Source organism: Sphingobium salicis subsp. salicis, assembly GCF_049472635.1.
Taxonomy (GTDB): domain Bacteria; phylum Pseudomonadota; class Alphaproteobacteria; order Sphingomonadales; family Sphingomonadaceae; genus Sphingobium; species Sphingobium yanoikuyae_A.
Map to the genome: position 1 here is coordinate 1,464,030 of NZ_JAYRCS010000001.1, position 20,971 is coordinate 1,485,000.

19 protein-coding genes (1 of these 19 running past the window's edge) are annotated in these 20,971 nt (G+C 64.6%); 10 read left to right on the top strand and 9 right to left on the bottom strand.

What is annotated here, in order from left to right; genetic code table 11:
• Positions 1-32: 32 nt before the first annotated feature.
• Positions 33-1,718 carry an energy-dependent translational throttle protein EttA gene (gene ettA, locus VHN57_RS06980; RefSeq protein ID WP_029547819.1) on the top strand — a complete coding sequence of 562 codons (1,686 nt, stop codon included), beginning with the start codon at positions 33-35 and terminating at the stop codon, positions 1,716-1,718.
• 288 nt (positions 1,719-2,006) lie between these two features.
• On the opposite strand, the gene VHN57_RS06985 is transcribed toward ettA, so the two are convergent.
• From VHN57_RS06985 to VHN57_RS07000, 4 genes are all read right to left on the bottom strand, one after another.
• The gene (locus tag VHN57_RS06985) at positions 2,007-3,011 is read right to left on the bottom strand and encodes a cytochrome-c peroxidase (RefSeq protein WP_423283263.1); all 1,005 of its coding nucleotides are present in this window, start codon (positions 3,009-3,011) and stop codon (positions 2,007-2,009) included.
• A gap of 728 nt (positions 3,012-3,739) precedes the next feature.
• A complete protein-coding gene (locus VHN57_RS06990) occupies positions 3,740-4,021 on the bottom strand; it encodes an acylphosphatase (RefSeq protein WP_017502125.1) in 282 nt (93 codons plus the stop codon).
• Positions 4,021-4,836: an NYN domain-containing protein gene (locus tag VHN57_RS06995; RefSeq protein ID WP_161734352.1), complete on the bottom strand. Its 816-nt coding sequence runs from the start codon at positions 4,834-4,836 to the stop codon at positions 4,021-4,023. The genes VHN57_RS06990 and VHN57_RS06995 overlap by 1 nt, the downstream gene beginning before the upstream one ends.
• 13 nt (positions 4,837-4,849) lie before the next feature.
• Positions 4,850-5,488 carry a carbonic anhydrase gene (locus VHN57_RS07000; protein ID WP_136187212.1) on the bottom strand — a complete coding sequence of 213 codons (639 nt, stop codon included), beginning with the start codon at positions 5,486-5,488 and terminating at the stop codon, positions 4,850-4,852.
• Between the two features lie 38 nt (positions 5,489-5,526).
• Between VHN57_RS07000 and lipA the strand changes: the two genes are divergently transcribed.
• A complete protein-coding gene (gene lipA / locus VHN57_RS07005) occupies positions 5,527-6,507 on the top strand; it encodes a lipoyl synthase (RefSeq protein ID WP_278988000.1) in 981 nt (326 codons plus the stop codon).
• Positions 6,508-6,514: 7 nt separating this feature from the next.
• Entirely contained in the window at positions 6,515-6,991 is a 477-nt protein-coding gene (locus VHN57_RS07010) for a type II toxin-antitoxin system RatA family toxin (RefSeq protein WP_026109377.1), read from the top strand.
• On the opposite strand, the gene VHN57_RS07015 is transcribed toward VHN57_RS07010, so the two are convergent.
• Both VHN57_RS07015 and VHN57_RS07020 read right to left on the bottom strand, forming a co-directional pair.
• On the bottom strand, positions 6,937-7,455 hold the full coding sequence (locus VHN57_RS07015; RefSeq protein ID WP_278987999.1) for a CinA family protein: 519 nt from the start codon (positions 7,453-7,455) through the stop codon (positions 6,937-6,939). The genes VHN57_RS07010 and VHN57_RS07015 overlap by 55 nt on opposite strands.
• Positions 7,456-7,462: 7 nt before the next feature.
• Positions 7,463-8,644: a bifunctional 2-C-methyl-D-erythritol 4-phosphate cytidylyltransferase/2-C-methyl-D-erythritol 2,4-cyclodiphosphate synthase gene (locus tag VHN57_RS07020; protein ID WP_423283267.1), complete on the bottom strand. Its 1,182-nt coding sequence runs from the start codon at positions 8,642-8,644 to the stop codon at positions 7,463-7,465.
• A 116-nt stretch (positions 8,645-8,760) separates the two neighbouring features.
• Between VHN57_RS07020 and dusB the strand changes: the two genes are divergently transcribed.
• From dusB to hflX, 7 genes are all read left to right on the top strand, one after another.
• Complete coding sequence (gene dusB, locus VHN57_RS07025; RefSeq protein ID WP_037506895.1) at positions 8,761-9,783, top strand: tRNA dihydrouridine synthase DusB; 1,023 nt, start codon at positions 8,761-8,763, stop codon at positions 9,781-9,783.
• The gene (locus VHN57_RS07030) at positions 9,780-10,889 is read left to right on the top strand and encodes a two-component system sensor histidine kinase NtrB (protein ID WP_037491486.1); all 1,110 of its coding nucleotides are present in this window, start codon (positions 9,780-9,782) and stop codon (positions 10,887-10,889) included. Before dusB ends, VHN57_RS07030 begins: the two co-directional genes overlap by 4 nt.
• Positions 10,889-12,331 (top strand): nitrogen regulation protein NR(I), encoded by a 1,443-nt coding sequence (ntrC, locus tag VHN57_RS07035; RefSeq protein WP_423283270.1) that lies wholly within the window; start codon positions 10,889-10,891, stop codon positions 12,329-12,331. The genes VHN57_RS07030 and ntrC overlap by 1 nt, the downstream gene beginning before the upstream one ends.
• A gap of 98 nt (positions 12,332-12,429) precedes the next feature.
• Entirely contained in the window at positions 12,430-14,685 is a 2,256-nt protein-coding gene (locus tag VHN57_RS07040; protein ID WP_010339368.1) for a HAMP domain-containing histidine kinase, read from the top strand.
• Complete coding sequence (gene ntrX, locus VHN57_RS07045) at positions 14,675-16,048, top strand: nitrogen assimilation response regulator NtrX (protein WP_004212586.1); 1,374 nt, start codon at positions 14,675-14,677, stop codon at positions 16,046-16,048. Before VHN57_RS07040 ends, ntrX begins: the two co-directional genes overlap by 11 nt.
• Positions 16,049-16,204: 156 nt before the next feature.
• Complete coding sequence (hfq, locus tag VHN57_RS07050; RefSeq protein ID WP_004212587.1) at positions 16,205-16,687, top strand: RNA chaperone Hfq; 483 nt, start codon at positions 16,205-16,207, stop codon at positions 16,685-16,687.
• Positions 16,688-16,762: 75 nt separating this feature from the next.
• Positions 16,763-18,094, top strand: a complete 1,332-nt coding sequence (hflX, locus tag VHN57_RS07055; protein WP_278987611.1) for a GTPase HflX — start codon at positions 16,763-16,765, stop codon at positions 18,092-18,094.
• Between the two features lie 99 nt (positions 18,095-18,193).
• Here hflX and VHN57_RS07060 read toward each other — a convergent pair whose 3' ends face one another.
• From VHN57_RS07060 to VHN57_RS07070, 3 genes are all read right to left on the bottom strand, one after another.
• Complete coding sequence (locus VHN57_RS07060; protein WP_159366302.1) at positions 18,194-19,099, bottom strand: 5'-methylthioadenosine/S-adenosylhomocysteine nucleosidase; 906 nt, start codon at positions 19,097-19,099, stop codon at positions 18,194-18,196.
• A complete protein-coding gene (locus tag VHN57_RS07065) occupies positions 19,096-20,427 on the bottom strand; it encodes an NCS2 family permease (RefSeq protein ID WP_270093329.1) in 1,332 nt (443 codons plus the stop codon). The genes VHN57_RS07060 and VHN57_RS07065 overlap by 4 nt, the downstream gene beginning before the upstream one ends.
• Positions 20,428-20,551: 124 nt before the next feature.
• On the bottom strand, positions 20,552-20,971 hold the 3' portion of the coding sequence (locus VHN57_RS07070) for a GNAT family N-acetyltransferase (RefSeq protein WP_278988808.1). 84 nt of this gene lie beyond the right edge of the window; only the last 420 of its 504 coding nucleotides appear in the window; its start codon lies off the right edge, out of view; it ends in the stop codon at positions 20,552-20,554.

The following is a 20,971-nucleotide window of genomic DNA, read 5'->3' on the forward strand; positions in this document are numbered from 1 at the left end:
CCTGTCCATACCCTTTGGAGCTGCGCGAACCCATGTCCGCCTCATCGCAATATGCCTATGTCATGAAGAACATGACAAAGACCTTCCCCGGCGCGCCCAAGCCGGTGTTGAACAACATCAATCTGCAATTCTATCGCGGGTCCAAGATCGGCATCGTCGGCCCGAACGGCGCGGGCAAGTCGACCCTGATCAAGATCATGGCCGGCATCGACACCGATATCAGCGGCGAAGCCTGGCCGGGTGAGAATGTCACCGTCGGCTATCTGCCGCAGGAGCCCCAGCTCGACCCGACCAAGAATGTGCTGGAAAATGTCAAGGACGGCGCCCGCGAAATGGCGGACAAGCTGGACCGCTTCAACGAGATCAGCATGATCATGGCCGATCCGCCGGAAGACGTCGATTTCGACGCGCTGATGGAGGAAATGGGTACGCTGCAGGAACAGATCGACGCCGCCGATGGCTGGACGCTCGACAACCAGCTCGAAATCGCGATGGAAGCGCTGCGCTGTCCGCCGTCGGACTGGTCGGTGGAAAGCCTGTCGGGTGGTGAAAAGCGCCGCATCGCGCTCACCCGCCTGCTGATCCAGAAGCCGGACATCCTGCTGCTCGACGAACCGACCAACCATCTTGACGCCGAAAGCGTCACCTGGCTGGAAAACCACCTCAAGGAATATGCCGGGTCGGTCCTGATGATCACCCACGACCGCTACTTCCTCGACAATGTCGTCGGCTGGATCCTGGAGCTCGATCGCGGAAAATATTTCCCGTACGAAGGCAACTACTCCACCTATCTGGAGAAGAAGGCCAAGCGTCTGGAGCAGGAAGACCGCGAGGCGACCGGCCGCCAGAAGGCGATCAATGACGAGTTGGAGTGGATCCGTCAGGGCCCCAAGGGCCGTCAGACCAAGTCGAAGGCGCGTATCGCCAAGTTCGAGCAGCTGGTTGCATCCCAGGAAAATCGTGCGCCCGGCAAGGCGCAGATCGTCATTCAGGTGCCTGAGCGTCTGGGCGGCAAGGTGATCGAGGCCAAGGGCATTTCCAAGGCCTATGGCGACAAGCTGCTGTTCGAGGATCTGTCCTTCATGCTGCCGCCCGGCGGCATCGTCGGCGTGATCGGCCCGAACGGCGCGGGCAAGTCGACCCTGTTTCGTATCATCACCGGCCAGGAAACCCCCGATTCGGGCGAGATCGACATCGGTTCGACCGTGCGTCTGGGCTATGTCGACCAGAGCCGCGACCATCTCGATCCGTCGAAGAATGTCTGGGAAGAAGTCTCGGACGGCCTCGATTACGTCAAGGTGAACGGCCATGACATGTCTACCCGTGCCTATGTCGGCGCCTTCAACTTCAAGGGCCAGGACCAGCAGAAGAATGTCGGCAAGCTGTCGGGTGGTGAGCGCAACCGCGTCCACATCGCCAAGATGCTGAAGCGCGGTGGCAACGTGCTGCTGCTCGACGAACCGACCAACGACCTTGACGTCGAAACGCTGGCGGCCCTGGAAGAGGCGATCGAGAATTTCGCCGGTTGCGCCGTGGTCATTAGCCACGACCGCTTCTTCCTCGACCGTCTGGCGACCCACATCCTCGCCTTTGAAGGCGACAGCCATGTCGAATGGTTCGAAGGCAATTTCGAGGCCTATGAGGAAGATAAGCGCCGTCGCCTGGGCGATGCTGCGGATCGCCCGACGCGCCTTGCCTATAAGAAGCTGACGCGCTGATCTGATTGGGAGGCTGGAAACGGCCTCTCGCTAAATGGCGTCAGAACAATGGCTTGAAACGCCCGATGTCCCCTGGGACGTCGGGCGTTTTGTCGTCCCATCGCCCTGGCGGTAATGAAGTTGCAATATCTGCAACGCCGGTTCCGCCCTTCGCAATTGCGAAAGAACGCGCTGCGCTGCACATAGGAGAGGCCTTTCAGGCATCCTCTCCTAAAACTTATCAAGGCCGGCCTTTCGGGGCTGGCCCTTTTTTTGTCCGTGGAACGCGTGTTTTCAGGCGGGCACAGCTCACGCGGGGATGGGGCAGGACGCGGCAGGCCGGCCCAGTGCGGCATTCTTCAGGAAATCATGGTCCGTCAGCGCGTCGAGAAAGGCGAGCAGGGCAGGCATGTCGACATCGACCAGCATCGGCGCGGCGTGGCGGCGGATCGCCGATTCGATCGTCGGCGACTGGCCATCGTGCAGCCAGGGGCCAGTGACGGCGACATTGCGCAACGACGGCGTGCGGAACTGCTCGGGCGGCGGCTCGAAGCCCGGCGGCAGGGGCTTGCCGCCATAGGCGGCCGCATCGACCTCCTGCGGCGCAGCGGTGCCGACATAATGGGTCTTGCTGTCGGTGAAGTCCGGCCCGGAATGGCAGCTGCCACAGCCCGCTGCGGCGAATTGCCTGGCCCCACGCTGAGCCAGTGGCGACAATGTGCCGCGATCATGGGCGCTGCCGAAGGAGATCATCGTGCGCTGGAACGCCGCAAGAGCCGCGGTCACCCTTGCGAAGCCCAGGTCATTGGGTGCGCCGGGGAAGGCGGCCGCGAACATCCGGCGATAGCAGGGGTCGGCGCCGATCCGTCGGGCCAGCCCGACATCGTCCTGCGCCAGCCCCATCTCGACCGGCTTGGTCCCGGTCATCGGCACCATTGCCTGCTGCTCCAGCGTCGAAAGGCCGGCCTCGGTCCAGGTGAGGCCGCTGCGCCACGCGACATTGGCAAGGCCGGGCACGTTGCGCACGCCCATCTCGCCCATCACGCCCCGATGGGTGGCCAAGCCATCGGCAAAGCCCTTCTCCATCTGGTGGCAATCGGCGCAGGCCATGCTGCCATCGGCCGACAGGGCGCGATCATAAAAGAGCCGGCGGCCAAGCGCGACCTTGGCAGCGGTCATGCCGTTGTCGGACGGGATGGCGGGCGCTGCAACGCCAGCGGGCAGGGCAGGCCAGCGCCAGGCGGGACGCGCCGCCCCCAGTCCCGTCGCCAGCAACGCCGCCGCCCCGATGATCGCCCCTCCACCCACTCGCATCCGCCGTCCCCTTTGTCGCGCATGACGAACCAAGGCTGACCGATCCGTAGGCCGGGGTAAAGGGGATGAGGCCGATGGAGGTTAAGGACGGCGGTCGGTGCGGTGCCAAATGCCCTTGCTTCGGGCGACGTCGGATGCTGTCTCGACCGAACGGCTACCGAGGGTGGTTTTCTGCCACTCCCCTCCCGCACGCGGGAGGGGCAGCGAGACTTATGCGCGAAGCGCATTAGTCGCAGCGGGGTGGGCTTGTGCGACGTCCAGCCCACCCCCTAACCCCCTCCCGCCTGCGGGAGGGGGAGCAGGTCTGGAATTGGTGGTTTGATGCCATCGCAAATCCGTCAACCGTGCGAGGTGGGGCTGTCCTATTTGGCGCAAGCCTGATCTATTCGGGCCATGGAAAGTCGTCTCGATTTCGTCTGCTCTGCTGACATTGTCGCTTTGGTGTCGCTTCACGGTCACCTGACTGCCGCGTCGGCGAAGCGCTACTGTGACCCTGATCATGGCTCTGCTGTCGCGTTGCAGGCGCGTGGGTGCCGCGTAATGGGCGCGTTGCAGGCGCAAAAGGCCCGAAATGGCCCGACGACACTGTGAACTTCGGACGAAAATAAACTGTCGCGTCGATTGCTGCGCTGGCGGCCGGGCATTTCCGCTGTCCTACAGGCCGTGATCCTACCTAAATTCGATCGGCTCTTTGATCTGTCGAGACCCTCTCGCGCCCCATGGCCGCGTCAGGCTGTCGGCCTCTTCTCGAAGCCGTTCAGCGCCTCGACCGGCGCATCCGTCGCGTCGATCCGCGCGACCTTTGCCGCGGGCGGGCCATCCTGTGCCGACGCGACGAAGCGATCGACCGCATCCGCCTCGCCCTGCACCAGCGCCTCGACACTGCCATCCATCCGGTTGCGGACCCAGCCGGTCAGGCCCAGGCCGCGCGCCGTCTCGACCGTCCAGTTGCGGTAGAAGACGCCCTGCACCCGGCCGAGGATCGTCAGATGGCGGGCGACGACCGGCATCAGCGGATCCGCTTGATCCAGGTCTGGCCGCCCTCGCGCACTTCGGTGGTGAAATTGGGGATGGCGGCGACCAGATCGGACAGGCGCTTGAAGCCATAATTGCGCACATCGAAGCTGGAGCGGTTGCCGACCCGCTGGCCGACCGGCCCCAGCGCGACGAAACCGCGCTCGTCCCGCTTCGCCTCGTCATAGGCGTCGATCAGCAGGCGCACGACTTCCGGGTCCACCGCCGCGCCTGTGCCTGCCGGTGCAGGCGTCGCCGCCGTCGGGGGCGAGGCCTGCGTTGCGGCGGGCTTTGCAGCCGCGCTGCTCTTGGCCGGCGCCTTCTTCTTGGGGGCTGCCGCTGGTTTGGCCACCGGCACTTCGACCGGCCGCAGCGCCGCAACGTCGATGAAGCGGGTGCAGGCACGACGAAAGCCCTCGGGCGCATTGGCGTTGCCGAAGCCATAGACCGGAATGCCATCCTGGCGCAGGCGCGTCACCAGCGGGGTGAAGTCGCTGTCGCTCGACATCAGGCCGAAGCCGTCGACGCGTCCGCTCGACAGTAGGTCCATCGCGTCGATCGTCATCTTCATGTCGGTGGCGTTCTTGCCCTTGGTCAGGTCGAACTGCTGCTGCGGCTCGATCGCCTGCGCAACGGAAAGCGCCGCCCAGGTCTTGAGCGTCGCCTTGTTCCAATTGCCATAGGCGCGGCGGATATTGACCGTGCCAAGCTCCGCCAGCACGGTCATGACCGCGTCAAAATGGGCCGCCGACGCATTGTCCGCGTCGATCAGCAGCGCGATATTGCCGCGCCCTTCCTGCCGCATGGGCATGGTGCGCCTCCCGTCAGGCTGCGGCGAAGACGCCGGTCTGTTCGTCCAATATGTGGAGCTGGCCATCGGAAATGGCGAAGAAGCTGCCGACCAGCTTCAAGTCGCCGCTCTTTTCCTTGGCGCGCACGCAGGGGAAGCTGCGCAAATTGGTAAGGCTGACCTTCACGCCTTCCTGCTCCATGGCGCGCTCGACCTCCCGGTCGCGCTGGTCGCCATAGCGGTCCACCACCACGTCGCGAGCATCATCGAGCAGTTGGATCCAGTTATGGATGAAGCCGCCTTCGCCCGGAGGCGCGTCCTTGAGGTCATGGCTGAGCGCCGCCTTGCAGCCGCCGCACTTGCCATGGCCCATGACGACGATCTCGCCGACCTTGAGCACCTGAACGGCGAATTCCAGCGCGGCCGACACGCCGTGCCAGCCCGGATTGGTCTCGAACGGCGGCACCAGCGCCGCGACATTGCGCACGACGAATATTTCGCCGGGGCTGGTGTCAAAGATCTGGGCCGGGTCGACTCGACTGTCGGAACAGGCGATCACCATCACGCGGGGGCTCTGCCCTTCGTTGAGTTCGTCCCATCGCTCGCGCTGCTGGGACCAGCCGGTGTCACGGAAGCGGCGATAGCCTTCGAGCATGTCTGCAAAGTCGGTCATGATGATTGATGTGCCGCACAAAGAGAGGGCTGGCAAGTATGGTCCTGCATCGCTATCTGGGGCCGATGAACGACATTGCCCCGATCCCCGTCCCCGCTCAGCCCGCCGCGACCGAGCGTGCCCGCAAGCCCGACTGGATCCGCGTCAAGGCGCCGACCAGCCCCGCTTATCACGAGACGCGCAAGCTGATGCGGGAAAAGGGTTTAAACACGGTCTGCGAGGAAGCGGCCTGCCCGAATATCGGCGAATGCTGGACCAAGAAGCACGCCACGGTGATGATCCTGGGCGATGTCTGCACGCGCGCCTGCGCCTTCTGCAACGTCAAGACCGGCATGCCGCGCAAGGTCGATGTCAACGAACCGCAGAACCTGGCCGATGCCGCTGCCGAAATGGGGCTGGAACATATCGTCATCACCTCGGTGGATCGCGACGACCTGCCCGATGGTGGCGCCAGCCAGTTCGTCAAGGTGATCGAGGCGCTGCGCCGCACGACGCCGGGCACCACGATCGAGATCCTGACCCCGGACTTCCGCAACAAGCATGAGCGCGCGGTCGCGATGATCGTCGAGGCACGCCCGGACGTCTATAACCATAATCTGGAGACGGTACCCCGGCTCTACCCGACCATACGCCCTGGCGCCCGTTACTATGCGTCGCTGCGCCTGCTGGAGAGCGTCAAGAAGCTCGACCCGTCGATCTTCACCAAGTCGGGAATCATGCTGGGCCTGGGCGAAGAGCGCCTGGAAGTCCATCAGGTGATGGACGACATGCGTTCGGCCGACATCGATTTCCTGACCATGGGCCAATATCTGCAGCCCACGCCCAAGCATGCCAAGGTGATGGAATTCGTCACCCCGGCCGCGTTCAACGCCTATGCAGCGATCGCACGGGCCAAGGGCTTCCTGCAGGTCGCATCGAGCCCGCTGACCCGGTCGAGCTATCATGCCGGCAAGGACTTCGCCGAGATGCGCGCCGCACGCGAGGCAAAGCTGGCCAAGGCGGCCGCCGCAAAGGCCTGACCGGCGAATGCCCAAGCATAACGAGACCCGCCAGCTGCCCTATAGTCCGGAACAGATGTTCGACCTCGTGTCGAACGTCTCGGCCTATCCGCAATTCCTGCCCTGGGTCAGCGCGATCCGTATTCGATCGGACAGCGAGAGCGAGATGGTCGCGGACATGATCGTCGGCTTCAAGGGGATCAGCGAGAGCTTCACTTCGCGTGTCCACAAGCATCGCCCGGACCATGTCCGCGTCGATTATCTCAACGGCCCGCTCAAGCATCTCCACAATGAATGGCGCTTCCGCGACGACGGGCAGGGCGGCGTGCTGGTGGATTTCGAGGTCGAGTTCGAATTCAAGAACCGCATTTTCGAGATGCTGGCTGGCCAGTTTTTCGACAAGGCGCTGCGCAAGATGATCGGCGCGTTCGAAACGCGCGCGGCGGCGCTTTACGGCGCCGGCGAGTCGGGCAGCAGCAGTTCGAGCGCGCACAACGCCGCCTGAAGGCGGACGCCGCCCCGGCCCGTGTCCGCGAAATGATGCATGTCGGCCACGACCTTGTCGGGGCTGCCGCCGCGTTCCGCGCGCGCGAAGACGACGGTGCCGACCGGCTTCTGCTCGCTGCCGCCGCCCGGCCCGGCGATGCCGGTGATGGCGACCGCGACATGGGCGTGGCTCTTCTTTAGAGCGCCCTGCGCCATCGCCCAGGCGGTGGCGATGGACACCGCGCCGAACGTGTCCAGCACATCATGCGAAACTTTCAGAAGTTCCGCCTTCATATCATTGGAATAGGTGATGAAGCCGGCTTCGAAGACGTCGGAGGAGCCGGCAATTTCGGTAAGGGCCGCGGAGACCAGGCCGCCGGTGCAGCTTTCCGCGACGGCCACGGTGCGACCGGCGCGGCGGTTGGCGATGATAACCTTTTCGGCAAGGTCGACGAGCTGGGCGGGCAGGATGGTATTGGGCATGGTCGGCTCAGAATAGCGTGGGGAGGGAGAGGGTGGCAACCGCCTGCGCGGCGATGCCCTCGCGTCGGCCGGCAAAGCCAAGTCGCTCGGTCGTAGTCGCCTTGACGCTGACCCGATCCAGGGGAACCCCCAATATCTCGGCGATCCGGGCGCGCATGGCGTCGCGATGCGGTCCGATCTTTGGCGCTTCGCAGATGATGGTGAGGTCGACATGGTCGATCCGACCGTCCCGTTTCAGGACCAGATCGCGGGCATGGGCGAGAAAGCGATCCGACGAGGCGCCGCGCCATTGCGGATCGGACGGCGGGAAATGGCTGCCGATATCGCCATCGGCCAGTGCGCCGAGAATCGCGTCGACAATCGCATGGAGCGCGACGTCGGCATCGCTGTGGCCGGCGAGGCCCCGATCGTGCGGGACCAGCACGCCGCCCAGCCACAATTCTTCGTTGGGCGCGAGACGATGGACATCATAGCCCATGCCGACGCGGGTGGTGCGGGCGCCCATGATGCGCGCTTCGGCGCGAGCGAAGTCCTGCGGGTAGGTCAATTTCTCCAGCCTTTCATCGCCTTGCACCAAGATGACGTCATGGCCCCAGGCGCACAATATCTGGGCATCGTCGGTGGCTTCCCGTTCCTCGTCCCAGTCGCGATGGGCCGCCAGGATTGTCTTGAAGCGGAAGGCTTGCGGCGTCTGCACGCGATGCAGGTCGGCGCGATCGACGCCGTCTGCCATGATCTCGCCATTGGCGCGAACCAGCGTATCGGCGACGGGCAGGGCGGGGATGGCGCCTTCGGCATCTTCCAGCGCGGCCAGCAACCGGTCGATGACCGATGCGGGCAGGAAGGGGCGGGCAGCATCGTGGATCAGCACGATATCTGCGCCGCCGGCCGCCGCGATCGCCTCCAGCCCGGCCCGGACCGAACCGCGTCGGCTGTCAGCGCCGGTGACGAAATGCGCGGTGCGATCGCCGAGCATGGCCTGGGCGCGGCCTTCCTCGCCTTCGCCCAGCACAATGTGGATGGCCGACACGCCGCCATGCGCCGTCAGGGCGTCATGGGCATGGGCCAGCACGGACTTGCCGCCGATCCGCCGATATTGTTTGGGAATGTCGCCACCGGCCCGGCTTCCCTGCCCGGCGGCGACGATCAGCGCGACGATCCTGCTGTTCGATGTCATGCTGCGGCGCATAGACGCTCTGCCCCATGCTCGCCAACCTCTAAAGCGCGACAAGTGGTCCGGGGCCTGCCTTGTCGTCGCGGCTATTTTCGGCTAAGGGCTGCCTGTTTTTTAGGCAGTGATAGAAGATGACGCGCAGGCTTTCCCCCATTTCCGTTGGACCGGTGACGGTCGACATGCCGGTCATATTGGCGCCGATGACGGGTGTTACCGACATGCCCTTCCGCACGCTGGTCCGCCGTTTTGGTTCGGGTTTGAACGTTACTGAGATGATCGCCAGCGCGGCGATGATCCGCGAAACGCGCCAGTCGCTGCAGAAGGCCGCCTGGCATCCGCTGGAAGAACCGGTGTCGATGCAGCTGGCCGGCTGTTCGCCGACGGAAATGGCTGAAGCCGCCAAGCTCAACGCCGATCGCGGCGCGGCGATCATCGACATCAACATGGGCTGCCCGGTGAAGAAAGTCGTCAATGGCGATGCGGGCAGCGCGCTGATGCGCGACCTGCCGCTGGCGGCGGCGCTCATCAAGGCGACGGTCGAGGCGGTCGATGTGCCGGTGACGGTCAAGATGCGCATGGGCTGGGACCATTCGAGCCTCAACGCGCCCGAGCTGGCGCATATTGCCGAGGATCTGGGCGCGAAGCTGATCACTGTCCATGGTCGCACCCGCTGCCAGATGTACAAGGGCAGCGCCGACTGGGGCTTCGTCCGCTCTGTCAAGGACGCGGTCAAGCTGCCGGTGATCGTCAATGGCGACATCTGCTCGATCGAGGACGCCGAGACTGCGCTCGACCAGAGCGGCGCCGATGGCGTGATGATCGGCCGTGGCGCCTATGGCAAGCCCTGGCTGCTGGGCCAGGTGATGCACTGGTTCGCCACCGGCGAACGTCGTGCCGACCCGAGCCTTGCCGAACAATATGATCTGATTACAGAACATTATCGCATGATGCTCGATCATTATGACAATATGACCGGCGTCAACATGGCGCGCAAGCATATCGGCTGGTACACCAAGGGCCTGACTGGATCGGCGGAGTTCCGCAACACGGTCAATCAGGAGGCGGATGCGCAGCGGGTGCTGGATATGCTGGCCGCCTTTTATGAGCCGCTGATTGCGGCGGATGAACCGGCGGTGGCACTTCAGGCTGCATGACCATGCCATTGCCGTCCCTCCCGCCGCTTCAGATGCAGCAGGATGGACCATCCCTGTCGGAACTGATGACGGCACTGCCGGTCGCAACATTGGTGGTGCGGCCGGATAACGGCATTGCTGATGCCAATGTGCGGGCGGAAACGCTGCTCAACATGGCGCGGTCGGCGATCATCGGCAGCGACGTGGCGCGCACCGTGCGGATTGCGGAAGCCGGTGCGCGGTTCGATATCTGGCACAGTAACAAGCCGATCGCCGCCTATGACATCAAGGTCCATGCCGGTCGCACCGCCGAGATGGAGGTCGATCTGATGATTTCCCCCATCGTCGATCATGAGGGCTGGCGGGTCGTGTCGATCCATGCGCAGGGGCAGGCCCGCAAGATCGGCCATCGCGGCACGGCGGGCGGCGCGCGATCGGCGGTCGGTGCGGCGGCTATCCTGGCGCATGAGATCAAGAACCCGTTGTCGGGCATTCGCGGCGCTGCGCAGTTGCTGGAGACGAGCAACGGCGGCAGTGATGCGGCGCTGACCCAGTTGATCTGCAACGAGGTCGACCGGATCGCCGCCCTGATCGACCGGATGCAGGATTTCACGACCGACCGCACGCTGGAATGCGGCCCCGGCAATATCTATCCGCTGATCGATCGCGCATCCCATATTGCGGCGGCCGGATTTGCCAAGAATGTAAAAATTATAAAGCGTTATGATCCATCCCTGCCATTCGCGATCATCAACGACGATGCGCTGGTGCAGGTGATGATCAACCTGCTGAAGAATGCGGCAGAGGCGTTGGAGCATGTCGAGCAGCCCTGCATTCGCGTCGAGACGGCGTTCCGACATGGCATGTCGGTGCTGGTCGGCGATCGCAAGGGTAGCGCCGTGCTGCCGATTGAGATCGTGGTGATCGACAATGGACCGGGCGTGCCCGAGCATATTCTGGACCACCTCTTCAACCCGTTCATCACGGGCAAGCGGGACGGGCAGGGGCTCGGCCTGGCGCTGGTAGACAAGTTGGTGAGGGACATGAGCGGTTTCGTGCAATATTCCCGCGATCAGGAAGCTGGGGAGTCCACCTTCCGCATCCTGCTGCCGATGGGAATGGGCTGATGGCCGCGACAGGCACGGTCCTGGTCGTAGATGATGATCCCGCCATCTGCGTGGTCGTGGGGGAGGCTCTGCGGCGCCAGGGGCACAAGGTGAAGATCGCCGGATCGATCCGCGAGCGCACGGCGCTGATGGAGAGTTTTTCGCCCGATATTCTGATCACCGATGTCATGCTGCCGGATGGCGATGGGCTGGATGGCGTGGCGGAGATTATCGAGCGCAACCCCGACCTGAATGTTATCATTCTTTCCGCACAGAACACCCTGAACACTGCGATCCGGGCGACCGAGAAGGGGGCGTTCGAATATCTGCCAAAGCCGTTCGATCTCAATGAGTTGACGCGCGCTGTTGCGGACGCCTTGGGGCATCGATCGGGCGGGGCGGACGCGAGCGAGCAAGGATTGCCGCATGACGGCCTGCCGCTGGTCGGTCGCTCGCCTGCGATGCAGGAAGTCTATCGCACCATCGCCAGGGTTCTTTCCAACGATCTCAGCATATTGGTGCTGGGCGAGTCGGGAACGGGCAAGGAGCTGGTGGCCGAAGCCATCCATAGCCTGGGCCAGCGACGCACCCGTCCCTTCGTCGCGATCAACATGGCGGCCATTCCGCGCGAACTGATCGAAGCGGAACTGTTCGGCTATGAAAAGGGCGCCTTTACCGGCGCGCAGGCGCGGACCGCCGGCAAGTTCGAACAGGCGCAGGGCGGCATCCTGTTCCTCGATGAAATCGGCGACATGCCGATGGAGGCGCAGACAAGGCTGCTGCGCGTGCTCCAGTCGGGCGAAGTGACCACGGTCGGCGGGTCGAAGCCGGTCCGCGTCGATGTCCGCATCATCGCCGCCACCAACAAGGATCTGCCGCGACTGATCGAGGAAAACCGGTTCCGTCAGGACCTCTATTATCGGCTCAATGTCGTGCCGGTGTCGCTGCCGCCTTTGCGTGAACGGCGCGAGGACGTGATCTTGCTGGCCCGCCATTTCCTGGATCGGGCGGCGCAGGACGGCTTGCCGCGCAAGGCTCTGGCCGAGGACGCCGCGCAGCTGCTGATGGCCTATCATTGGCCCGGCAATGTCCGCGAGTTGCAGAATATCATGCAGCGGCTTGCCGTGCTGAGCCGCGAGAATGTGATCGCGGCGGACATGCTGCGCCACGCGCTGCCGCTGGATGCCGTGCCGGCGGACCATGCCGCGCCCGCAGGGCAGCTTGCGCAGGCCGTGCGGGAATGGACCAAGCGGCAACTGGGCGTCGGGCTGGGGCAGGCCAATCCCCAGTTGCATGATAATCTGCTGGCGGTGATCGAGCCGATCCTGCTGCAGGAAACGCTGGCAAGCGTCGATGGCAACCAGATCCGTGCCGCCGGCCTGCTCGGCATCAATCGCAACACGCTGCGAAAGAAGCTGACCGATTATGGCCTCGACCCGCTGCAATTGCGGCTGAGCGACTAGCAAGGGCGAGACGAAGCGCCCAATCGCATCGACCAGCGACATGGTTTTATGTAAAAACTGTGTTTGATCGGGCACGGCATTGTTGTAACGAAGCCACTATGACTGGTGCGGTGACAATCCCCCGACGGGGGCAGGCTTGGGCAAGGCTGATCCGGCCTTACCTGCGCAACGGTCGCCTGGCCGCCGCGATCGAAGCGGTCACGCTCATCCTGTTTCTCGGCACCGCTGGCCTGACCTATCGCCTGTTGTCCGGGCAGGACCAGTCCTACACCCTGTTGACCCCGCCGATCGTGGCGCTGTTGCTGGTCGCCAATCTGGTGCCGGCGATTGCGCTGCTGATGCTGCTGGGGCGCCGCGTGGCCAAGCGTCGGGCTGCAAAATCGGCGATCGGCAGCGATGGCCAGCTTCACGTCCGCCTGGTGGCGATCTTCTCGGTCGTGGCCAGCGTGCCGATGCTGCTGGTCGTGATCTTTGCGTCGCTGCTGTTCCAATATGGCGTGCAATTCTGGTTTTCGGACAGTGCGCGCGGCATGCTGCAAAATGCCAGCGATCTGGCGCGTGGCTATTATGAGCAGAATTTGCGCGAGGTCCGCGACGAGACGCTGACCATGGCGAGCGATCTGCGCGACTATCTGGGCCAGTCGAGCGTTTCCAGCCCGCGCTTTGCCGAGGGCTATATCTATCAGGTGGTGACGCGAAAGCTGAACCGGTCGGCGATCATCGAGATTGGCAAGGACGGCGTGGCGCGGACCGCTGCGACGGTCGATCCCGAGAGCCGGCCAGCGTCTGAAATGCTGTCCGCCGATGTCGTGAAGCGCCTGGCGTCCGGCGAGGATGTGGTGGTGGCCGCCAAGCCGAACCAGATCGAAGCGGTAACGCTGCTTTACCCCAATTCCAAAATCTACCTCTATGCCACGCGCAATGCCGGCAGTTCGTCCTTCTCCAATGTGGAGCGGGCGCAGAAGGTGCTGGGCGATTATGATCTGTTCGCGGCCCAATCCCGCGCGCTGCAATTGCGGTTCAACCTGCTGTTGTTCGTGGGATCGCTGTTGCTGGTCGGCATCGCCGTCTACATTGCGCTGGCGGTCGCCGACTGGATGGTGCGACCGGTCAATGAACTGGTGACAGCGGCCCGCAAGATCACGGCGGGCGACCTGTCCGCACGCGTGACCAGTCCGGCAAGCCGGGACGAAATCGGCACGCTCGCCTCCGCCTTCAACCGCATGACCCAGCGTCTGGAAGCGCAGACCGGTGCGCTGGTCGCGGCCAACAGCCAGCTTGATGAGCGGCGCGCCTTTATCGAGGCGATCCTGTCGGGCGTGAGTGCCGGCGTGCTGTCGGTGGACCGCGGCGGCGTGATCCAGTTGCTGAACAGCTCGGCCGCTGCGATCCTGGTGCGTGAAGGCGATGATCCGGTCGGACGGCCGCTGGCCGAGATTTCGGCCGAACTGGCCGAACTTGTCGCGTCGCAGGAGGATGCCGGCATCGTCCAGGTGCGCGCCCAAGGCGACCTGCGGACCCTGGCGGTGAAGGTGTCCGAGGACGTGTCAGGCCATATCCTGACCTTCGACGACATCACCCAGCAATTGTCGGATCAGCGCCGTGCGGCCTGGTCGGATGTGGCGCGCCGCATCGCGCATGAGATCAAGAATCCGCTGACGCCGATCCAGCTGGCGGCTGAACGCCTGCAGCGCCGCTATGGCGAGGAAGTGACGAGCGACAAGCCGACCTTCGCCCGGCTGACCGGCACGATCGTGCGGCAGGTGGGCGATTTGCGCCGCATCGTCGACGAATTTTCCTCTTTCGCGCGCATGCCCAAGCCAGTGTTCCGGCGCGAGGCGCTGGGCGACATCGCCCGGCACGCGCTGTTCCTGCACGAAGTGGCCCATCCCGACATTCGCTTCGCCTTCGACGCGGATGCCGGGGAGATGGAAATGGTGTGCGATCGCCGCCAGCTTGGCCAGGCGCTGACCAATATCGTCAAGAATGCAGTCGAGGCGATCGAGCCGAAGCCGGCGCCCGAGGATGGCGGGGTGCGCGGCCATGTGCGCATGCGCCTGCATGAGGCTGATGGCGCACTGGTAATCGAAGTGCGCGACGATGGCATCGGCCTGCCGCCCGAGCGTGAACGCATCCTGGAGCCCTATATGACCACCCGGTCGAAGGGGACGGGTTTGGGCTTGGCCATCGTCAAGAAGATTGTCGAAGAACATATGGGCGAAATCCGCTTCGATGACGCGGAAGGCGGGGGGGCACGGGTGACGCTGCGCTTCCCGGTCGCGGCCCTGGAGAAACTGGAAGAGGGGCAGGTGGTTGCCTTGCCCAAAGGAAAAGTGACGGCCAATGGCGCTTGATATTCTGATAGTCGACGACGAAGAGGACATTCGCGATCTGGTTGCGGGTGTGCTGGAAGATGAGGGTTTCACGACCCGCACCGCCGCCAATAGCGACAGCGCGATCGAGGCGCTGGACAGCCGGCGCCCCTCGCTGGTGCTGCTCGATGTCTGGCTGCAGGGTTCAAAGCTCGACGGGCTGGAACTGCTGGACGAAATCAAGCGGCGCGACGCGACCGTCCCGGTTCTGATGATTTCCGGTCATGGCAATATCGACACGGCGGTGGCGGCGATCCGCAAGGGCGCGGCCGATTTCATCGAGAAGCCGTTCGAGGCGGACCGGCTGCTCCATCTGGTGGCGCGCGCCACCGAGACCGAGCGGCTGCGGCGCGAGAACCAGACGCTGCGCGCGCGCTTTGGCCAGGATGATGAGCTGACCGGCACGTCGGCATCGATTAACGGCGTGCGGGCGACGATCAAGAAGGTTGCAGGCACCGGCAGCCGGGTGCTGATTTCCGGGCCGGCCGGCGTCGGCAAGGAAGTCGCCGCCCGCATGCTGCACAGCTGGAGCGGGCGGGCCGATGCGCCCTTCATCATCGTCGCCGCGGCGCGGATGGACCCTGATCGGGTCGAGGAAGAACTGTTCGGCGTCGAGGATCCCAGTGGACTGGTGCGTCCGGGCTATCTGGAACAGGCGCATGGTGGCACGCTCTATCTGGACGAGATCGCCGACATGCCGGTTACCACCCAAGGCAAGATATTGCGGGTGCTGACCGACCAGAGCTTCACCCGCGTCGGCGGGCAGCGGCAGGTGAAGGTCGACGTGCGCGTCATTTCCTCGACCGCGCGCAACCTGACGGCGGAGATCGAGGAGCGGCGCTTCCGCGAGGATCTCTTCTATCGGCTCAATGTGGTGCCGTTGCAGATCCCGTCGCTGTCCGAGCGGCGCGACGATATTCCGCCGCTGGTCGAGCATTATCTGGCGCGCTTCGCCGCCGATCGTCGGGTCAATCCGCCCGAGATCGCCAGCGATGCCATGGCCGCGCTGCAGGCCAATGAGTGGCCGGGCAATGTCCGTCAGCTGCGCAACGTGATCGAGCGGACGATGATCCTGGCGCCGGGCGACCGGATCGGCCGGATTGAACTGGACATGCTGCCGGCTGAACTGACGAGCGGTGGCGGCGGTGATGGCATCGGCCAGTCCGCCATCATGGGCGCGCCGCTGCGCGAGGCGCGTGAAAGTTTCGAACGGGAATATCTGCGTATCCAGATCCGGCGTTTTTCGGGCAATATCTCGCGCACCGCGACCTTCATCGGCATGGAACGGTCTGCGCTGCACCGCAAACTGAAATTGCTGGGCATTACCGACGGAAAGGACGGCTGACGCTAGGGAAATTCCCGATGGCGATGTCAGGCATGGACGCCCCTTCGCAATTGCGGTAGGATTGCTTTGCCCTCGACAAGCGGGGGCAGGCAAGACACCTCCGCCCAGAGGTGCGAGAGCGGGTAACGTCCCGCCAATAAAGGACTGGCAAAAACCATGGCCGACAAAGTGAACAACCTTCAGGATATTTTCCTCAACAGCCTGCGCAAATCGAAGACCCCGGTGACCATGTTCCTGGTCAAGGGCGTGAAGCTGCAGGGCATCATCACCTGGTTCGACAATTTTTCCGTGCTGCTGCGCCGGGATGGTCAGTCGCAGCTGGTCTACAAGCATGCCATTTCGACGGTCATGCCGGCCCAGACGATGGACCTGACCGATCTGCGCAAGGCCAGCGACGGCAATGGCAAGCCGCGCCTGCTGCAGGAAATCTTCCTGAGCGCCGTGCGCAAGTCGGGCAGCCCGGTGACCATGTTCCTGGTCAACGGCGTGATGCTGCAAGGCGAGATCGCCGCCTTCGACCTGTTCTGCATGCTGCTCGAACGCGACGGCATGGTGCAGTTGGTCTACAAGCACGCCATTTCGACCGTGCAACCGCTCCATTCGCTCGACCTGTCGGGCGAGAATGAGCAGGACGACTGATCGTCCACGCCGCATCCGGTCTTCCCGCCGATCCGCGCGGGTAGACCGGAGCGCGGCCAGATGCTCTAAGCTGACATGGCCATATTCAATCGCGACTCCGAGGACGAAGTGGCGCGCGGTGCGCGTGCCGTCGTCGTGCATGCCGAAACCCATGGCGGCGACCGCCGCGACAGCGATGCCCGGCTGGAGGAGGCCCGTGGCCTGGCGCTTGCGATCGGCATCGATGTGCGCGCCGCCCAGAGCTTCCGCGTCCGCGACCGCAAGCCCGCCACCCTGTTCGGCAGCGGCCAGGTCGACCAGATCGCCACGCTGGTGAACCAGGAAGAAGCCGAACTGGTCATCGTCGACAATGCGCTGACCCCGGTGCAGCAGAGCAATCTGGAAAAGGGGACCGGCGCCAAGGTGATCGACCGGACCGGACTGATCCTGGAGATTTTCGGCGAGCGCGCGGCCACCAATGAAGGGCGGCTGCAGGTCGAACTCGCCCATCTCGACTATCAGGCCGGCCGCCTGGTGCGCAGCTGGACCCATCTTGAGCGCCAGCGCGGCGGCTTCGGCTTCCTCGGCGGTCCGGGCGAAACCCAGATCGAGGCGGACCGGCGCATGATCCGCGATCGCATGGCCAAGATCCGGCGCGAACTGGATCAGGTGACCAAGACGCGCGGCCTGCATCGCGCCCGGCGCCAGCGCGCGCCTTGGCCGGTGATTGCCCTTGTCGGCTATACCAATGCCGGCAAGTCGACGCTGTTCAACCGCCTGACCGGCGCCGAGGTGATGGCCGAGGATCTGCTGTTCGCCACGCTCGACCCGACGATGCGGCAGATCGTGCTGCCGGGGCTGGACAAAGCGATCCTGTCCGACACGGTGGGGTTCGTCTCCGACCTGCCGACCCAGTTGATCGCGGCCTTCCGCGCGACGCTGGAGGAAGTGCTGTCGGCCGATATCATCGTCCATGTCCGCGACATCGCCCATCCCGATACCGAGGCGCAGCGCGACGACGTGCTGGACGTGCTGAGCGAACTGGGCGTCGCCGGCGAAGGGGCGCTGGAACGCGGCGATGGCGAGGCCGATCCGCCGCCGATCATCGAGGCGTGGAACAAGCTGGACCTGCTCGACACAGAGAGTGCCACGCAGGCGCGCGAGATTGCGGCGCGGCATGATGATGTCGTCATCATCTCGGCCTTGACCGGCGAGGGTGTCGAGGGGCTGCAGCGGGCGATCAGCAGCCGGCTGACCCGTGGCGCACGGGTTCACAGCCTGCGTCTGCCGATCGCCGATGGCGCTGCCCTCGCCTGGTTGCACGAGCATGGCGAGGTACTGGCAACGCGGCCGAGCGAAGCGGAGATGCAGGTGGATGTCCGCCTGTCCGACTCCGGCCTCGCCCGCTTCCTCAAGCGCGATCGTTAGAGCAAATTCCGATCCGACTGCGTCAGATCGGTTGCTCTAAGTTTTTGGTTTAACGCGTTTTCCGAGTCATCAGGTGATTCTACCTGATTAGAAAACGCTCTAATCGGGCAGTCGCGCCACGAAATCCTGCACGACGCGGGCCGAATTGGCCGAGGCGAGCGCCATGAACACGCTCATCTGGTTCTGCTCCGCATCGCCGCCGGCGAGATCCGAGAGGCTACGGAAGGCGAGGAAGGGCACGCGGTTGGCATAAGCCACCTGCGCCACCGCTGCGCTTTCCATGTCCAGCACCTGCGCCTGGAACGTCGCGAACAGATATTGGCGATAGGCGGCATTGTCCATGAAGGCGGGGCCGCTGATGCCGCGCCCGCCGACATGCAGGCTGGGCTGGTGCGGCAGGCATTTTGCAGCGGCCGCATCGGCGCAGCGGGCCAGGCTTTCCGAGGATGACAGGGCGCGGGCGATGGCGAGCAAAGCGGGATCGGCCGGGAAGGCGCGGTGCCAGCTCTTGGCTTCGGCTTCATTGCCGACCTCGACATCGCGCGGGAAGATCATGCCATAATTGGGCAGGTCGTTGCCTGGCGTGCGGAAGATCGGCGCATAGCCGCCCGGCGCCTCGCGCGCGATCGTGCTTTCCATGAACTGGCCCCAGTCGGCGGCGACCACGACATCGCCGATATGCAGCGAGGGATCGATGCCGCCCGCAATGCCGGAAAAGAGGATGCGCTTCACCGCAAAGCGATCGACCAGCCACTGGGTGGTCATGGCGGCGTTGACCATGCTGACGCCGCTTTCGACCAGCAGCACCGGCTTGCCGGCCATCTGGCCAAGCGTCACCGGCACGCCGTTCACGCGGACGGTCCGCGGCTGCTCGATCCGGCCGACGAGCGCGGCATGTTCGGGTGGGAAGGCGGTCATGATCGCGGTGCGGGGGCGCTCATCGAGCTTCTGGGCGAGGGCGGGGGTAGCGGTCAGCAGGCCGACCAGGGCGAGGAGGAACTTCATGCGGCGGCAACCCAGGCAAAGCGGATGACGATCAATATGGCGAGCAGGAAGAGCAGCCAGTCGGCGCGGCGCATTTGACCGCGCAGCAGCTTCAGGATCGCATGGGCAACGATGCCGAAGGCGATGCCGTTGGCGATCGAGAAGGTGAGGGGGATGAGCGCGAGGGTGAGGAAGGCGGGAACAGCCTCGAACGGCTCTTCCCAACTGACTTCCACCAGCGGCGCCATCATCAGGCTGCCGACCAGGATCAGCGCTGGCGCCGTTGCATAGAGCGGCACCAGGCCGGCATAGGGCGCGGCGAAGATGGTGAGCAGGAAGAGGAGGCCGGTGACGATGGCGGTGAGGCCGGTACGGCCGCCCGCGGCGACGCCCGCTGCACTTTCGACATAGGAGGTGACGGTGCTGGTGCCCGCCGTCGCGCCGACCATGGTGGCGGCCGCGTCGGCGATCAGGATGCGGTTGAGATTGGGCACGCTGCCGTCCGGGCGCGCGAGGCCGGCGCGCTTGGTCACCGCCATCAGCGTGCCGAGATTGTCGAACAGGTCGACGAACAGGAAAACGAAGATGATCTCCAGCACGCCGATGCCATGGCTGCCGGCGAAGACCGCGCCAAGATCGAGATGGAAGGCCGTACTGCCCAGCGCCGATACCTCATAGGGCGTCGGCGTGAAATGCAGCGCGCCAACCAGCCAACCGAGCAGGGTGGTAGCAACGATGCCGATCAGGATCGCGCCGCGCACCTGGCGGATCGACAGGCCGGCGATCAGCGTCAGGCCGAACAGGGTGAGCAGCACCGGCGCGGAGCGAAGGTCGCCAAGCGCCACCGAGGTGGCGCTGTTGGAAACGACGATACCGGCATTGCGCAGGCCGATGAAGGCGATGAAGAGGCCGATGCCCCCGGCAACCGCCGCCAGCAGATGCGGCGGGATGGCAGCCAGGATCATCTGGCGGATGCCCGCCAGCGTCAGCGCCAGGAAAGCGACGCCCGAGAGGAAGACGCAGCCGAGCGCGACCGGCCAGGGAATGCCCAGGCCCAGCACGACCGAATAGGTGAAATAGGCATTGAGGCCCATGCCCGGCGCCAGTGCCAGCGGCACGTTCGCGACCATCCCCATCAGAATGCTGGCGAAGGCGGCGGCGAAACAGGTCGCGGCGGCCACGCCGACCAGCGGCATGCCGGCCTCGCCCAGGATCGCCGGGTTGACCAGCACGATATAGGCCATGGTGAGGAAGGTGGTGATGCCGGCGATGATTTCCGTGCGCACATTGCTGCCGCGCGCGGCTATCTGGAAACGGCTGTCCAGCCAGGACGACAGGGGAGCGGTCATCGCGCGCAACCGGGCAGGAAAAGGGAAGGGGCCATGGCCGGCCCGGACAGCGAAGTTGACACCAGATACCCCCTATGCGCGATGGTCGCGATTGCGCGCCCTATGCCGCTGCGCACGCGCCGCGTCAAAGGTAACGATGCATCACAAATGTGTCGACCAGCCCCAGCGTCGGATGGGTAAAGGCATCGGGCGCGCGGCCGACAATGGCAAAGCCCATCGCCTGCCACAGCGCGACTGCGCGGCTGTTGGAGGAAACCACGAAATTATATTGCATCGCGCTGAAACCCAGATCGCGGGCCAGATCGAAGGAGGCCGCGCACATGCGCCGGGCAACGCCACGTCCGGTTGCATGGCCCGCCGTTACATAGCCGGCATTGGCGACATGGTTGCCACCGCCGGGTTGGTTGGCGCGGACGTAGAAGATGCCGAGCAGGGCGCCATCCCCCTCGACGACGCGGACCGTGCGGTCCGGGGACAGCCACAGGGCAAGGGCGTCTTCGCGGCTGATCGCGCGATCGACCGCCAGGGTTTCGCCAGCGCGCAG